Genomic DNA, 16,133 nt, shown 5'->3' on the forward strand with positions numbered 1-16,133 from the left:
ATGACCATCAACAACATTGCAGACATCCGGACACCCTGCTACATCGTCGATAAAGACGCTCTGCAGCGCAACCTCGAGGTGTTGGACCGGGTGCAGCGCAACTGCGGCTGCAAGATTCTTATGGCCCTCAAAGGTTTTGCCATGTTCAGCGTCTTTCCCCTCATCCGCAGATACCTTCATGGAGTCGCTGCCAGTTCGCTGGATGAGGCGCGTCTGGGACATGAAGAATTCGCCAAACAGGTTCACGTGTTCTCGCCGGCCTACAAACCGGAGGAGTTCGCGGAGCTGCTCACCTACGCCGACCATATCGTGTTCAATTCGTTTACCCAGGTGGAGCGCTTTCGACCTTACCTGTCCACGGCAAACGCAACGGTTTCGTTCGGCATCCGAGTGAATCCCGAACATTCCGAAACCAAGCCGTCCATCTATGACCCGTGTGCGCGGTTTTCCCGGTTGGGAGTAACGCTGAAGCATTTCGATGCGGACCGGCTGGACGGCATCAGCGGGCTGCACTTTCACAATCTGTGCGAACTGAATGCCGATTCCCTGGAGAGGACGCTGGCGGTATTTGAGGCAAAATTCGGGCGCTTTTTGCAGGGCATGCGCTGGGTGAACTTTGGAGGCGGACACCATATCACCAGAAAAGACTACGACATTGATCTATTATGTCGCCTCATCTGCGACTTCAAGAGTCGCTATCCGCTGGAGGTCTTTCTGGAACCGGGTGAAGCCATCGCATTGAACACCGGTTTTCTGGTGACCTCGGTTCTGGACATCGTTCATAACGAAATGGCCATCGCCATACTGGACACTTCGGCGGCGGCCCATATGCCCGATGTATTGGAAGTGCCTTATCGACCTGAAATTCCAGGGGCGGGCAAAGCCGGCGAGTTACCCTTCACCTACCGGCTGGGAGGTCTCACTTGCCTGGCTGGAGATGTGATTGGGGATTATTCATTCGCCCAGCCCCTCGAGGTAGGCTCCAAGCTGGTGCTGCTCGACATGGCTCACTACACCATGGTCAAGAATAACACCTTTAACGGTGTGCGATTGCCGGCCATTGCCATTCAGGAACACGGAAAACCTCTCTGCGTCATCCGCACTTTCAGCTATGAAGATTATCGCAACAGGCTCTCGTGAATCCGCGCCGCGATCGCCATCAACAAACACCGGCTGATCCCGGCACTTGTGTCGGAGCCGCTCCGCTGTTTTCGTCTTGCGCTGACCAATCCAGAGTGACTGCACACCTGAAGCCATCGAGCTCCTCGACCATCGCTTCGCTCATTTGGCCGATCCGATCGAGAGCCTCGAGCATCCGTCGACGCTCTTCCCCTTCCACTTCGCTTTGTTTGAGAAGATTGGCGAAATCCAGCTGCGCCATTTCCGCACGGCTTTTAAACTCCTCCAGCAGTTGGCCGGTTCCTTCATCCAGGATTTTGTACAGGTAGCCGTACTTAAAATTTTGCCGGTAATCCCTGAAATTGTAGATCAGCTCGGACTTGGTTTCCGCTTTTACCAAACCGACAGCCTCCTGAAAGCTCTGGCTCTGTTGGGATTCACCTTCTGCAGGAGTCTTACGCCGGCCGATTTTTCCCTTCAGCTGATTGAGGAAGCGAGTCAGCCTGCCCAGCCCAAACTTCATGAGAAGCGTGCCACGACCGACCACCTGGTTGTCGACGAAAGCACTGAACGAAGGCGGGGTTGTTTTCTCCATGGTTGACCAGCCCCCCTCTTGCGCAACCCCTATCACCCGGAGTTCGATGTTGTATTTGTTGAGCTCCTTGCGGTAATCCTCGAGAGCTGTCGTAAACAGGGACCAAAACGCGCGCGATGAGTGTCTGAGGCGATCCTGCAAAAACTCTTCCTGCTCCTTGGCAAATTCGATCACGCTCAGGTTGACTTTTTCAATCAGGTAGCGCGATAAAGACTGTCTGAATTCCAGGTAGAAACGGTGCAGCTGGCGGAGCAGCTGACGGTAGTCGGACAAATCCTTTTGGTACTGAGAATCGACAGGATAGTGCTCGACTACCTCCAGAGTCTCTTTGATAACCGGCCCATACGTCAGATCAAAATAGCTGCCCACCGCATTATCCATCTCCCTGCGGAGCGATTCCCTGAGCCCGGCTATGGCATTTTCCAGAGTACCCAGCGTGCTCTGCAAAGCTTTCTGTTTGCTCTTGAGATGTTTGCTGGACTGCTTGAGGCTGCCCAGGTCGTGGTCCATGAATCGTTTGTGCACCCGGGTGGTGTCGTTTATGCCCCCCGCCACCATGGTGAGCCTGCTGAGGCCGCTGCCCAGGAGCACTCGCGTCCTCTGGCCGGAGATGCGCTGGGCCACTTCGTCTCGAAAACGGGCATAACCGGCTTCTGTTCGAGCAATCAGCGCGCGATCCTCGCGCCACATTGCAAGTCGTCGCTGGTCCCGCTCTGGAGCCGCTCCTTCAAGCGCTTCAATGAGATGATAGAGAGCCGAAAAAGCATAGAGGCGGGGATTGGGTACAATCCAACTGAGCTCGGTGCGCACCCGCTCGGTGAGCTCCTCCAGGTCCTCTGCCTCGCTGTGCACATCCAGGTCGGCGTTGACGATGAACAGGGTCTGTGGGAACATGCGTAACGTTTTGATGAAATCCAGAAGTTTGAAATCAGCCTCACGCAGCCCGGTGCGACTACTGATCACATAGAGAATGAAGTGGCATTTCAGCAGGTACTGCTGCAGGAGGGCCAGATGGAGGGGGTTGGGTGAATCGCTGCCTTGGCAGTCGGCCACTTCGATTTTGTCGCCGAGCCAGGGCACCGGATAATGTAATTCCATGTCACGAATATAGACGGCCTGCCCTTCTTGCCCCACATAGTTCTGATGCTGTGAAAGGGAATCCCTGTCAAAAATGAGACGATTGACGCTGTCTCCAACATTTGTGTGCAGTCGTTTATATCCTTCCAGGTACGCATTGAGCAGAATGAAATTGGGATCAAGCTGCCCGCCGCTGGTCTGCTGCCATTCTCTCTGAGTTTTGGCAAGCCATTTTTTCAGACGTTGGCGATCTTCGGACGAACGCACATCGACAAGCTCCCCCTCACTCAGCTCTTCTTGGGAAATCGGCAGCATGCGAATGGCATGGTTCATTTCATCGGCAATTTGCGACCAGGATTTCAGTTCAACCCATCCGCTCACCTCCCCATTGGTAAGAATGCGCGTGATGAATGCGGTGATAATACCCGCCCCCCTCTTCAACAGGTCTTTGCCCGCCAGGGCGTTGATCAATGTACTTTTGCCCGATTTGACCGACCCGACAACGGCCATGCGCAGCAAGGAATCCTCGAGCGAACTTTTCACCTGGAGCAAATGCTCACGCCAGCGGGAAGCACTGGATTGGTCGACCAGTTTGAGTTGTTCCAGTTCCTGAATGGATTCTTCCAGAATTTCCAGTCGTTGTTCAATTTTCCTTTTGAATTGAAGATATTCGCTCATGATTCTCCATCATCATCGTCAACCGCAGATAATCCAATCCCATTCGAATGGTGCCGCAGCACCTGCCGAGTTGCCAAACCGAGAACGGAACCGAGATGTGTCGATTTTCCTTATTTCCTCTGGGACTCGAGAAACGCTGCCGTCTGTGTTCACCGGCAGCGGAGCGCTTCGGCCGCGTCAAGCCCGGTAAGGCCGGATCCGCATCCATTGGGCGCGATCGGGCACCCTGTTTTCCCGAGCGGCCTATGACAAGGCGGATGAACCTTTCGAATAGACAGGTGCTACTTATCCAGAAATTAGAGAAAAAATCAAGGAAAGTTAGGAAACTCGGGATGACAGAGAAGAACCGCCCCGAATACCGCTCGCAACACAATCCATGACCTTTTCCAAGTCCTCAGCATGAATCCAGACGAATTCAGGATCGCCACGGAACCAGGTCATCTGCCGTTTGGCGTAACGTCGTGTGTCTCTTTGTATGCGGCCGACCGCTTCCTCCAGGGAAAGCTGTCCAAGCAGGTACCGGCACAACTGTTTATATCCCAGGGATTGCATGGCCTTGAGCTCTGCTCCATAACCCATTCCCATCAGCTTCTCGACCTCTCCAAGAAAGCCCTTGTCCATCATTTCATGGACGCGCCGGTCAATCCTTCGGTAGATCTCCGCACGGTCTCGATAAAGAAATATTTTGACGGTTTGGTGACGTCTCACCTGGAAACGGTGCTGCTGCTGCCAGTGGGACAGGGGCCTGCCGGTCATCCGGAAAACTTCCAGGGCACGCACAATGCGCTGCCGGTCGTTGGCATGTATTTTTGCGGCAAGCAGAGGATCAACCTCGCCCAGTTCCTCGTACAGCACCGGCAGGCCATATTCGTGCAATTCCCTCAGCAGCTGCCGACGGACATTCACATCGGTGGGGGCTGCCTGGCAAAGGCCGCGTATCAGGACCTTCATGTAAAGCCCCGTTCCGCCCACCACCAGAGGAACTCGATTGGCCTGATGGAGGTTTTCGAGGGGCGCGCTTGCCGCCTCCAGATAACGCGCGGCGTCAAAGGATTCATCCGGATCCACAATATCCAGCAGATGATGCCGAATGCGCTTCCTTTCCCCAACTCCGGGCTTGGCCGTACCGATGTCCATGTGGCGGTAGACCTGCATGGAATCGGCATTGATGATTTCAGTTTGAAGCCGTTCGGCAAGATCCAGGGAAAGGGCGGTTTTCCCGACAGCCGTTGGACCCGACAGCAGGATGAGGTAATTTTCGACCGGCAAGGGCAACTCCGCAGGGATCATTTTTGTCGAGAAGGGAACACAATTTGAATTTCTTGTGATCTTTTCAGGCATTCATTCCTTCTATCGCTACAAGGCCTTCCATTAATACTGTGCGAAAGCTTCCGGGTTTAATGTCAGCGCGGACCAGAACAAGCACAAAGGTCGCCGGTTAAGTCCGGTTAAAGATACGGGCGATTTCAGCGTGGGTGAACTTGTGCCAGACAGGCCTTCCATGGGGACAGGTGGCGGAAATGAGCGTACCGTCCAAATCTTCCAGCAACTGTCGGATCTCTTCCTTGTGAAGCCTTTGCCCGGCTCTGACCGCCCCGTGGCAGGCGGCGCTTTTGGCCAAACCGCTGCAGACGTCCCAGTCGGGACCGGGTTGTTCTTCTTCCGCCTGCTCCAACATTTCCCGCAATAAAACTTCCGGCGACTGCCCTCTAAAGATGTCCGGAACCGCCTGTATAATAAAGCTGTGGGGCCCAAAGGGTTCAATTTCGAAACCCACCTGGCTCAGTTTGTTCATCCACCGTCGCAGCATGGCCGCTTCTCTGGGAAAAAGCTCCAGTACAACGGATCTGGTCAGGCGCTGTGTGCCGGATTCACCCAGGTTCCCGACGGAAAGTTTATCATACAGAATTCTCTCATGGGCGGCATGCTGGTCAACCATGACCAACCCGTCCGGTGCTTCCAAAAGGATGTAGGCATTGGCCAACTGGCCCAGCACAAGCAGTTTCGAAAAACATATGCGGGCGGGCGGCGCACTGGTCATCCCCTGTTCGGCAGGACCATCCCATGCTATCTCCCCCGTAGGCTCTGCAGGAAATCCCATCTGACGCGGCGCCGCAGCCGCCGGGCCCGCCCACGGCGCCGTGGAATCGGTCAAGCTGATTTGTCTTTCCCGGATCACCTGCGAGGGACTCTGCAGTCCATTCCCAGGGGCGTTCGGGAGGGGCAGACCGAGGTGACGGGCATGACCCGTTCGAGCCCCCTCCAACACCTTTCTGATGCCGGTTTGTACCAGTTGCATGATCTCGCCGGGTCGGCGAAAACGAATCTCTCTTTTGGTCGGATGCACGTTGACATCGACCAGGGTGGCAGGCAATTTTAGGAACAATACGACCAGCGGGAATTTCCCCCTGGGTATTAACGTGTCGTAGGCTCTCATAATGGACTGATTCATCAATCGATCCCAGATGGGGCGGCCGTTGACATAAACAAAGAGGGATTTGCTGTTGGACCGCTGCACTTCTGGAGATCCGGCAAAACCGTGAATTTCGTACGGCGGACTTGCACAATCAAAGGCCCTCAGATCGCGCGCAGAGTCGGCACCCAAATATTGAAGAATCCTGTCCTCGTGGTTCTTGTCCCGGGGGAAATTGTACAGCATGCGATCTTGATGGGAGAGCTGAAAATGGATGTGCGGATGGGCCAGACACAACCGCACAAATTGGTCGGCAATATTGGCCATTTCGGTTTCCACCGAGCGCAGGAATTTGCGGCGCACGGGCACATTATAAAACAGATCGCGAACCGTCACCAGGGTTCCCGCCGAACAGCCCGTTTCCCGCACATCCTTCAATACCCCTCCTTCCACCCGAATGAATGCCCCGGAAACGGCTTCCGGTTCCCTGGTAGTCAATTCAAAGCGGCTTACCGCAGCGATGCTGGGAAGTGCCTCTCCGCGGAAACCCAAAGACTGTACCGACTGCAGGTCGTCCAGGCTTCTCAGTTTGCTGGTGGCGTGCCGTTCCAAAGCCATGAGCGCATCGTCCGGACTCATCCCCGATCCGTTGTCCGCTACGCGCAGTTCTTTACGCCCGCCTTGGATCAGATTGACGGATATCTTTTTGCTGTCCGCGTCGATGCTGTTTTCCACCAGCTCTTTGACCACCGCGGCGGGCCTCTCAACAACCTCACCGGCGGCTATCTGGTTGCACAGGGTATCGGACAGAATTGCAATTTTCGCCATATTCTATTGCACTCCGGTTTTCCGCGACCTGATCAAGAATTCTACTCTATTGACAGACCGGGAGTCTTACAGTATGCATTCTTGTAACCCACGCCCAATCCAGGCAACTTATCATACCAGACCAGCGCTGGTAGAAATGAGAAACACAGATGCATCCGAATCCTTTCCAGCCGCTTGTAGATCTGCTCAGTAACATATTGGAAGCCCACACTACCGCCTTCTTTCTTGCCAATGCCAAACAACGTAGTTTTCATCTGGTCGCAGCACAATCTTTGAGCCGCCATCTCGGCGAAAATCTCACACTTCCCATGGAGCAGAGCGGTATTCTATCGCAGGTTCATAAAGCAGGTCAGGCAATCCATCTGGATAAGATGCATGAAATAACAATGGCACTCTCTTCTACCCTTCCTTTTTATCGCGAAGGCGAGTCCCACATCAAGGGTCTTTTGATTCAACCGGTCGGACACGGGGACGGGGTGCTTTACGTAGACACCAAGTACAGCTGGGGATTCAACACAAAACAGCAGAAATGGATAAAAGAGATTGCCGAATTACTGCATGAACTGGTCAGGCAGCAGGATTCGGCGCTGCGGCAAATGACCTTCGACCGCATCTGGCAGCTTTTTCGGCGCCTGGATTACGTCAACTACACCGGCGGCACCTTCCAGGATTATTGTCATACACTGGTTCATGAGTGCGCCCAGTTTTTGGGTACCGAGTATGGACTCATGGCCTTAAAAGACGCCTCCGGATCAAAATACCACTTGTTCACCGCGACCCCGAACATTCCCCAAGCTTATTTCCATCAGAAATTCGACATCAAGCAAGGCCTGATCGGATGGATTTTCCGGAACCAGAAACCCCTGTTCATTCCAAGACTCAACTCAGACTCCCCCGAACATTACCTACTGAGTTCGCGGGAAAGCCTCCCCCACCACGGCACGCTGTGGGGCCTGCCGGCAGCATCCACCCTGGGGCATTCGGTAGTGCTGGCATTCCTCGCTCGCGATGTCATGGAATGGAGCGCTGAAGATCGCCATGCCATTTCCCACATATTGTACTATGTGCACCTGCTTCTGGAGCAATCTTATTTCAAGGAAGAGTACGCACACGTGCAGACCTACGATCTTTCAACGGGCCTTTTGAACAACCTGGCATTCGAAGCAAAAGTGGAAGAAACACTGGTTGCATCCATGCAAAAAAGCGTGCCCTGCACCTTGGCTCTGCTGCAACTGGAACCCTGGCAAATCCTGCACACCCGAGTTCCCCCGAAGCGCATTCGAAAATGGCAGCAGCAAATCGCCGAAAATTTTTATCGAGCGGCTCCATCCCATGTATTTGTCGGCCAGGTAGCAGAGAACCGTTATGGCATATTGCTCACGGAATTGTCGCCACAGGAAATAAACCAAATTCTTAAGACGTTGATGGCTGCCGGCCAGCAGTTTGCTCCCGGCGGGTCAAAGCTGGCCACGATCCAGCCGTACTTGAGTACGGCCAGTTTTCCGCAAGATGTGACCAGCTGCGAAGAACTTTGGACCCTGGTGTATCAACGCCTGTTTCAAGCATTTCGGTCAACCAGCTGACGGCGCCCCTTCGTGACTGCATAATCAGTTGGAATCACAAGATTATTTATGTTCGGCATGAGGTCTTGCAAGCTCGTCTCATGCGGCTGTCGGTTGGCGGCGTCAATCAACAAAAGAATTGACCCATGAAATCATTATCGCTACACTTGGCGGCCATTGAAAATCGTTTGATGGAACTGCAGAGGAGAAGGGTTGCGCATGCTCGATAGACTTTTTAGTTATTTTTCCAAAGATCTGGCTATGGATTTGGGAACCGCCAATACCCTCATATACTTGCGGGGCAAGGGCGTGGTCTTGAATGAACCATCTGTAGTAGCCATCAATCAAGATACCCATGAGGTGATCGCCGTCGGGCAGGATGCCAGAAACATCATAGGGCGACACGGTCAGCGCGTGGTGACCATCCGGCCTTTGAAGGATGGGGTAATCGCTGACTTTGAAGTCACCAGCGTGATGATCAAGTATTTTCTCAACAAGGTGCTCAAGAGGCGGCAGCTGGTGCGACCAAAACTGGTTGTGGCGGTACCCACCGGAATCACGGCGGTAGAAAAAAGAGCGGTCATTGAAGCCGCCGAACAGGCTGGGGCCCGCCATATTCATCTGATCGAAGAACCCATGGCCGCCGCCATCGGCACGGGTCTTCCCATAGACCAGCCCTACGGCAATATGGTGGTCGACATTGGAGGCGGGACGACCGAGGTGGCGGTCATTTCCATGTTCGCCATTGCCTACAGCGAATCCGTCAGGGTGGCCGGCGATGAAGCCAACGAAGCCATCTTGCGTTACATGCAGCGGGAACGTCAGATGATCATCAGTGAGGTGCTGGCGGAAAAAATCAAAATGCAAATTGGCACCGCCGTACCCCCGGATCAGCCGCTTTCTATGGATATTACGGGCAAGGAGATCTTGAGCGGTATTCCCAAGACCTTTAAAATAACCGATGAAGAGATCCGCGAAGCTATCAAGGAACCCGTCATGGCCATTGTAGAATCCGTCAAGCGGGCGCTCGAAAAAACCCCGCCCGATCTCGCCGCCGATATTCATGAGAAGGGTTTCTGGCTGGCTGGAGGCGGCGCACTGCTGAATGGTCTGGATCAGCTCCTCAATCAGATGACGCGCCTTAAAGTCAATGTGTCGGATGAACCGCTCACGGCCATTGTGCGAGGAGCGGGCGCGGTGATCGAACACACGGATTTTTATCGCCAGGTCTTTATCAACTGAGGGCCTTCTTAGGCCGTTGACGCAGGAATACCGTCCCATAACTTCGGTGGAACGGCACCTCCAGTCTGTTGCTTCTGCAAGTAGACCGTCCAAAACAAAGCGGATCCCCATCCAGTTGATGATCTGATCAATTGAGCTGGTGCCTATCTTATCAATCCATCATTGCCTGGAAATAAGGATTCCGGGCGAAAATGAGAAGTTGGAGGAAACCATGTATGTCGGCTGGAAAATGAAGACCCACCTGCTTACCGCAACGCCGGAGACTTCCGTTTTTAAAGCCCGTGAAATGATGGACGAACACCGCATCTCGCATTTGCCGGTGACTGACGGCAAAGCGGGCCTGCTGGGCATAGTCACCGATCGCGACTTGAAAGAAGCCTGGGCTTCATCGGCAACAACCCTAAGCGTCTATGAACTGACTTATGTGCTGCAAAAGCTTGTGATCGCCAACGTCATGACCAAGAACGTGATTACCGCCACACCGGATATGACTATAGAGCGGGCTGCGCGCATCATCCTCGATCACAAGATAGGAGCACTTCCCGTACTCAAGAATGGCAAACTGGTCGGCATCATCACCACCACGGACCTGATGGACGTGTTGCTGATGGCCCTGGGTTTGAGCGATGACACCAAACGTTTTTCTTTACTGGTCCGCGATCGCATGGGAGTCCTCGCACAAGTTGGGCAGCTGATGCAGCAGGCCGACATCAACATAAGAAGCATTATGACGGTGCCTTTGGTGGGTTACAAAGGCATCTGGCAGATTTTGCTGCGCACCAATGCGGGCGTCTATGAAAAAGCCATTGAAACTTTACAGCAAGGAGGGTTTAAAGTCATCTCTGAGTATGTGGAAGATCTGACGCCCTTTATGCCTAGAGACTAGCGGGCTTTTCATTCCATCGAAAGTCAGGCACAACACCATGGCCGACATTATCCATTTATCCGAGCGCATCAGCGGCAAAGACAATCTCATAACAGCAGCGCCGCTGGAGTTCCGGCGCGGAGACTGGCATGGGGGCTACGCCATGATGTGCACCCGCAGTGAATCCGCCCGTTTTGAAGATCACAGGAAACAGGCTTTCAGCTTCCCCGGTCATCAACATATCGGCTATGTACCCAACCATGTGAGCCTCGAGAACGGTTATCATTACACTATCCTGGGGCTTTTTCGTTACCGCGGCGATGAAGCAATGATGCGCCGGGTTTATCTTCTGGCGGGTCTGATGGAATGCGTGACCAACGCCCCTTCGGCCATTTTGAGGACAGACCTTTTGCGGCGCTTCTATCAGAAAATACTTGATGAACGAGACAGCCTCAACGTTGTGTGGCGCGGGAATGTAAGGCATTTCCTGCTTCCGCTCCAACCGGATTTGCGCAATCCAAACCTGTTCTTCCACCATATCGCCAATTGTGAGACCCTCAAGGAACTGTTCACCGCAATCGAAGCTGAGACCAACAAGCAGTTTGATCTCATTGCTCACAATTATGTCTTCTATGTGCCCGAGAACTTCGCGCCCTGATCGGTTCACCCCCGCCTGCTGTTGCTCTCCAGGCGCATGACGCGCCTTTCCGCCGAGGACTTGAGGCCGGCGCAAAACCGTTTATGGGCTGTAGCCGCCGAGTCCCTCCAGCGACAGGGCACAACCAAGTTTGGATTAAGAGCACACCTCTCCGGGATAACGGCTACTCAGGTAATTTTCTTCCATGATACCCAAGACAACCGGTAAAGTCTCGATATCGGGCGGTTTGAAAGCGAATATGAGGTGCAAAAATTGCGTCACGATGCGGTAGGTAGCCCCCCAGAGAATTTCGCTGTGACCATGGAGCCTGTAGAGAAAACACGGCATGTCCTGGACACCGCGATTGATCTTCTTTTCCACCTCGGGCGGCACATGCAGACGATAGTTTGCGTAATTCCATGGATTTAGCAGAGAACGCAGGGGAATGGCCACAATCTTTTCCACTTCCCAGCTCGGCACAAATTGTCTCTGCCTTCGAATCCACCCGATCATTGGATAGATAATCCGTTTGAATAGAAGCAACCGCTGTGACGGGAGCGGTCCCAGGAATCGGATACCCAGGGGATTCAAACGCATTTCCTCCCAGCTCTCGCGCAGAGCGGCGGCCAACAGTAAAGCCAGCAGCCTGGCCTGGTGCGGATGGGCAGATCGATAACGCGACCAAAACGGCCAGCGGGTGAGAGGTGAGCGGGGGAGCGACAGCAGTCTGGCCAGGCAGGGATCCAGCTGTGTTTCCACCGTCCCCCCGGGGCAGCACAAGTCACCGGATTGTTTTACCTCTTTGGATCTCTTGTTAAGGACAAGGCAGACTTCTCGAGGCGCACCCGCCTCGACCTCGAGCTGCGCCAATAAGAACATCACGCTGGACAACACGGCTTCCTGAGATGGATTGGGCAGTGACTTCGGCTCCTGTCGCAGTCTTTCCCAAATCACTTGAAGAATTCGTGTTTCCAAAGCCGATGGATCACCCAGCCAATGATCTATTGCTCTGTTGTGCTTTTCCCCCGCCAAATCAACCATTCTCGGTATTTTTCTTCAAGGCGCTTGCCAGAAATTCGCATTCTCGTCTTCACTTCGGGAGCGAAAAGACTGATTCTAAACTCTTCCAGTAACCACCTGAAATCCGCTAGAAACTCCAGGTCATCCTGAGTTGGCTTTTGTGCAACCGCTTTTCTCAGCTCTGCAAAATTTTCCAGATAGGGGACAAGTTGCTCCTCTTTTGCGCGGTCCTTCTCCGGCGCCGCATAGGCTCTTTCCGCCCTGATTTGCAACGCTTTAAGATAGCGCGGCAGCTGCTGAATTTCAAAGCGTCTATATTGCCTTGGAAAAGTGGAAGGCACAAGCATATTTAGCTCGTTAGTGAGGATTTGGATGCGTTGCAGGATGCCGGCATTACCCCTGGCCATTCGCTCGAAGCGCTGCAGGCTGGTTCTCGCCCGCTCCCTTTCCTCCACTGCCGCCAAAACCTCAGCCAGCATCTGACGTCCCAACGGGGCCAGCTTTCCCTTCAGCGCAGCAACGTTTTCCAGAAACTGGCGGCGCTCCGGCCAGCCGTAGGTGAAATGCGTTTGCCTTATGGCAAACAGTTCATTCAGCAAATAATCCAGTAACAACTCATTGGCTCTCGCGGTGCTGCCGATAAATGCGAGTTGCAGCGCCATTTCCTCCGGATAGGTCCAGTCTTTTTTCAATTGCCTGAGCTCCGTCTGAAAATTCAGCTGATAAAGCAGCTTCAAGCCACCATAGGATGCCGCCCTGGCCGCTGCAGGGTCTTTGAATAAGCGCACGGCAGCCCGCTCGTTTTCGGCAACGAGTCCTGGATAGGCAAATCGCGTGATGCCGCAAGCATCGGTTCCCAGTTCTATCCTTGCCTCCAATTCAACCAAATCGGCACCGGTGGAGCCGCTTTGCTCGAAGAGCCTGCAAGCCTTCTCAAATAAGTCGTCATTGAATCTGATGCCACTCAATCCCTTGAGCTCGTTCAGCTCGCGTCCGGCAGCTATCACTGCACCGTCAGGCGCGATCACCTCAAGGCGCAGGCGAAGATGCTGCGGCAGTTCGTCCTCGCTCCAATGACCGTGAGGCACTTCGACATTCTTCACCTCCATCAGGCAGCGGCTCAGCTCCGCATAGAAGTCCCCCTGGCCGTAGTTCAAACATCCCAGGATCTGATGTGCGGTTTCCGCCACGGGGACAAGACGCCGGCGGTAGGCTTTCGGAAGGGACTTGAGAAGCAGGGTGATTTTTTCCAGCAGCATTCCCGGAACCAGCCAATCCAGAGGTTTCTGCTGGAGGGATCTCAGGGCGTGAATGGGAACGGTGGCGGTGACGCCGTCGTGCTCTTCTCCCGGAGCAAAAACGTACTTGAGGGGGAGCTCCAAATCATTGGCCTTGAGTCTGCCGGGGTAGTCCCGCAAAGCACCAAAGTCCGGTTCGGAGCGCAGCAGATCCGCTTCCTGCATGCGCAAAAAATCGTCATTGTCCTGCTGTTTGATGAACTTATTGAAGGTACGCAGGTCGGCAATGACAGGCACATCGGGATCGCCCGAAGTGGGCCGGCCAGGGGAGGGCAGGCGTTTGTCATAAAAATCATAGACAACCGCATCATCGACCAGAAGCTCCCTGCGGCGCATTTTGTTCTCGAGTTCCTCGAGTTTTTCGATCAATTGTTTGTTGTGCTCCAGAAATCCGTACCTGCCGGCGATCTCGCCCTCCACCAGGGCTGATTGAATAAAGATTTTTCGAGCTTCCACCGGGTTGATACGAGCGAAATTGACGGCGCGCCTCTCCACGATCGGCAGTCCGTAGAGGGTCACTTTTTCATACGCCACCACCTGCCCCCGCTTCTTTTCCCAGTGGGGCTCAGAATAGGAACAGCGGCATAGATGCCGGCCCAACTCCTCCAGCCACCCGGGCTGGATGTTGGCAACCGTGCGTGCAAACAGGCGCGAAGTCTGCACCAATTCGGAGGCGACAATCCAACTGCCGCCCTTGTTAAACAACCCTGAACCGGGGAAAAGCATGACTTGCCGGTTTTTTGCCGACAGATAGATATTTTTTTCTTTGCGCAGACCGATGTGGCTGAGGTAGCCGCTGACCAGCGCCCGGTGGATGGCTTCATAACTTGCGGGTGCGCGATTCATTCTGGTCGTTGCCAGTCCCTTGAGGATTTCCTTGACCTCCTGGTAGATGTCTCGCCATTCCCGCATTCTGCGGTAGGACAAAAAGTTTTCCCGGCAAAATTTGCGCATCTGGGCCTGGCCGGCGCGGCCTGCAAAAGATTCCGCAGCCCGTTTGGCCCCCTTGCCCTTTGCCTTTGCCGCATCCTTAAACAGTTCTCCCCCGTCCGCCTGCTCACCATACAATCTTTGTTCATACCCCTGCCATATCTTCAACAGTGCGATGAAATCGGAGTTGCGATCCCGAAACCCGGCATGTGCCTGATCCGCCTGCGTCTCCAGCTCGAGGGGCCGCTCCCGCGGGTCCTGAATGCTCAAAGCGGCAGTGAGGATCGTCAACTCTGCAAGGGAGTCTTCCTTTTTTGCCTGCAGCAGCATCCTGGATAAGCGTGGATCCAGCGGAAGTCTGGCCATGGTGCGTCCCATGGGAGTGAGTTTGCGATGTTCATCCACCGCAATCAATTCTTTCAGCACAGCAAAACCATCCTTGATGGCGCTGGGCGAGGGTGGGTCCAAAAACGGAAAATCTTTGATGTTGCCGAGCCGCAAATAGAGCATTCGCAGGATGACTTCCGCCAGGTTCGAGCGCTGAATTTCCGGAGGCGTAAATAACGGGCGCGCCTGATAATCGTCCTCGGAATAGAGGCGAATGCAGATGCCGGCCCGGACCCGGCCACACCGCCCTTTGCGCTGATCAGCACTGGCCCGGGAGATGCGCACGATGGGCAGCCCCTGTGTCCTCGAACGCGCATTGTACTGGGATATGCGCGCCAACCCACTGTCGATAACGTACCTGATACCAGGGATGGTGATGGAGGTTTCGGCAACATTGGTGGCAACGATGATTTTGTCTTCACTGGTTGTCCGAAAAATCCGCTGCTGGTCGGCTGCCGCCATGCGCCCGAAAAGAGGCATGACCAGCGTGTTGAAATAACGTTTCTCCTCCAGTCGCTGGACCGTCTCGCGAATATCACTTTCAGTCGGCATAAAAATGAGAACATCGCCGCGCGCTCCCTCATTTCTGCGCTTTTTCAGGAGATCCAGCACAGCGACCGCCTGATCGATATAGGTCACATCACTTTCAGCTTCTTCGCTGCTTTCCATGGGTCGGTACCAGACTTCAACCGGATAGGTACGCCCCGATACCTCAATGATGGGAGCGTCGTTGAAGGCACGAGAAAACTTTTCCGGATCGATGGTCGCAGAGGTTATGATTACTTTCAAATCGGGCCGTCTGGGAATGATCTTCTGCACCATGCCGAGCAGGAAATCAATGTTTAGGCTGCGTTCATGCGCTTCATCGATGATCAACGTGTCATAGGATCGGAACAGGCGATCGGACTGAGCCTCCGCCAGGAGGATGCCGTCGGTCATCAATTTTATGCGAGTGGCACGACTGGTGCGATCTTGAAAGCGGATTTTGTATCCCACCCAGTTCGATCTGTCGCTGCCCAATTCTTCAGCAATGCGTTTGGCGAGAGTGACCGCCGCAATGCGGCGCGGCTGCGTACACCCGATCTTTCTGCCCTGGCCGCGGCCGGCCTCAAGGCACATCTTGGGGATTTGAGTGCTCTTGCCGGACCCGGTTTCTCCGGTAATCACCAATACCTGATGGGCGGCTATGGCTCTGACAACCTCTTCCCTTTTTTCTGTAATGGGCAGTTCCGGTGGGTATTTCAGTATGAATGGAGGGGTTTGGTCGCCGCTGGATCCAGCGTCCTGATTGTCTGAACTGATCGAATTCATAAATGCTTCAAAGCTGATTTCTCTGCGTTGTCCTCAAAGCGGTCCCTTCTCTTCTTTTCCCCTCTTGAGCGACCAGGGCTTATCCGCGAATGCCGTGGCCGCCTCCTGCCGGATCAATACGGCCCCCCGGCAGGAATCCCGCGGGCCGCATACGTCCTAAATTCCGCCATT

At 54.2% G+C, this 16,133-nt stretch carries 10 protein-coding genes; 5 read left to right on the forward strand and 5 right to left on the reverse strand.

What is annotated here, in order from left to right:
• Entirely contained in the window at positions 1 to 1,140 is a 1,140-nt protein-coding gene (nspC, locus tag K1V27_RS02480) for a carboxynorspermidine decarboxylase (RefSeq protein ID WP_258927934.1), read from the forward strand.
• 19 nt (positions 1,141 to 1,159) lie between these two features.
• Here the strand turns inward: nspC and K1V27_RS02485 are convergent, their stop codons facing one another.
• The 3 genes from K1V27_RS02485 to mutL form a co-directional block, all read right to left on the reverse strand.
• The gene (locus K1V27_RS02485) at positions 1,160 to 3,469 is read right to left on the reverse strand and encodes a dynamin family protein (RefSeq protein ID WP_258927935.1); all 2,310 of its coding nucleotides are present in this window, start codon (positions 3,467 to 3,469) and stop codon (positions 1,160 to 1,162) included.
• A gap of 318 nt (positions 3,470 to 3,787) precedes the next feature.
• The gene (gene miaA / locus K1V27_RS02490; RefSeq protein ID WP_258927936.1) at positions 3,788 to 4,810 is read right to left on the reverse strand and encodes a tRNA (adenosine(37)-N6)-dimethylallyltransferase MiaA; all 1,023 of its coding nucleotides are present in this window, start codon (positions 4,808 to 4,810) and stop codon (positions 3,788 to 3,790) included.
• Between the two features lie 97 nt (positions 4,811 to 4,907).
• Entirely contained in the window at positions 4,908 to 6,710 is a 1,803-nt protein-coding gene (gene mutL / locus K1V27_RS02495) for a DNA mismatch repair endonuclease MutL (protein ID WP_258927937.1), read from the reverse strand.
• A gap of 149 nt (positions 6,711 to 6,859) precedes the next feature.
• On the opposite strand from mutL, the gene K1V27_RS02500 reads away from it, so the two are divergent.
• From K1V27_RS02500 to K1V27_RS02515, 4 genes are all read left to right on the forward strand, one after another.
• Positions 6,860 to 8,293: a GAF domain-containing protein gene (locus tag K1V27_RS02500; protein WP_258927938.1), complete on the forward strand. Its 1,434-nt coding sequence runs from the start codon at positions 6,860 to 6,862 to the stop codon at positions 8,291 to 8,293.
• A 198-nt stretch (positions 8,294 to 8,491) separates the two neighbouring features.
• A complete protein-coding gene (locus K1V27_RS02505; RefSeq protein WP_258927939.1) occupies positions 8,492 to 9,514 on the forward strand; it encodes a rod shape-determining protein in 1,023 nt (340 codons plus the stop codon).
• A 211-nt stretch (positions 9,515 to 9,725) separates the two neighbouring features.
• Positions 9,726 to 10,400, forward strand: a complete 675-nt coding sequence (locus tag K1V27_RS02510) for a CBS domain-containing protein (RefSeq protein WP_258927940.1) — start codon at positions 9,726 to 9,728, stop codon at positions 10,398 to 10,400.
• A gap of 37 nt (positions 10,401 to 10,437) precedes the next feature.
• Positions 10,438 to 11,037, forward strand: a complete 600-nt coding sequence (locus tag K1V27_RS02515) for a hypothetical protein (RefSeq protein ID WP_258927941.1) — start codon at positions 10,438 to 10,440, stop codon at positions 11,035 to 11,037.
• Between the two features lie 135 nt (positions 11,038 to 11,172).
• Here the strand turns inward: K1V27_RS02515 and K1V27_RS02520 are convergent, their stop codons facing one another.
• The gene (locus K1V27_RS02520) at positions 11,173 to 12,057 is read right to left on the reverse strand and encodes an NUDIX hydrolase (RefSeq protein WP_258927942.1); all 885 of its coding nucleotides are present in this window, start codon (positions 12,055 to 12,057) and stop codon (positions 11,173 to 11,175) included.
• Positions 12,018 to 15,980, reverse strand: coding sequence for an ATP-dependent RNA helicase HrpA (hrpA, locus tag K1V27_RS02525; protein ID WP_309573994.1), 3,963 nt, complete (start codon positions 15,978 to 15,980; stop codon positions 12,018 to 12,020). Before hrpA ends, K1V27_RS02520 begins: the two co-directional genes overlap by 40 nt.
• Positions 15,981 to 16,133: the final 153 nt, after the last annotated feature.

The organism is Desulfoferrobacter suflitae (assembly GCF_022603395.1).
In the GTDB taxonomy this organism is placed as follows: Bacteria; Desulfobacterota; Syntrophobacteria; order Syntrophobacterales; family Syntrophobacteraceae; genus Desulfoferrobacter; species Desulfoferrobacter suflitae.

Bases quoted from the DNA above. Each gene is read 5' to 3' on its own strand.
- nspC (WP_258927934.1), top strand. From the start codon at position 1: ATGACCATCAACAACATTGCAGACATCCGGACACCCTGCTACATCGTC.
- K1V27_RS02485 (WP_258927935.1), bottom strand. From the start codon at position 3,469: ATGAGCGAATATCTTCAATTCAAAAGGAAAATTGAACAACGACTGGAA.
- K1V27_RS02520 (WP_258927942.1), bottom strand. From the start codon at position 12,057: ATGGTTGATTTGGCGGGGGAAAAGCACAACAGAGCAATAGATCATTGG.
- K1V27_RS02500 (WP_258927938.1), top strand. From the start codon at position 6,860: ATGCATCCGAATCCTTTCCAGCCGCTTGTAGATCTGCTCAGTAACATA.
- K1V27_RS02515 (WP_258927941.1), top strand. From the start codon at position 10,438: ATGGCCGACATTATCCATTTATCCGAGCGCATCAGCGGCAAAGACAAT.
- K1V27_RS02505 (WP_258927939.1), top strand. From the start codon at position 8,492: ATGCTCGATAGACTTTTTAGTTATTTTTCCAAAGATCTGGCTATGGAT.
- miaA (WP_258927936.1), bottom strand. From the start codon at position 4,810: ATGCCTGAAAAGATCACAAGAAATTCAAATTGTGTTCCCTTCTCGACA.
- K1V27_RS02510 (WP_258927940.1), top strand. From the start codon at position 9,726: ATGTATGTCGGCTGGAAAATGAAGACCCACCTGCTTACCGCAACGCCG.
- mutL (WP_258927937.1), bottom strand. From the start codon at position 6,710: ATGGCGAAAATTGCAATTCTGTCCGATACCCTGTGCAACCAGATAGCC.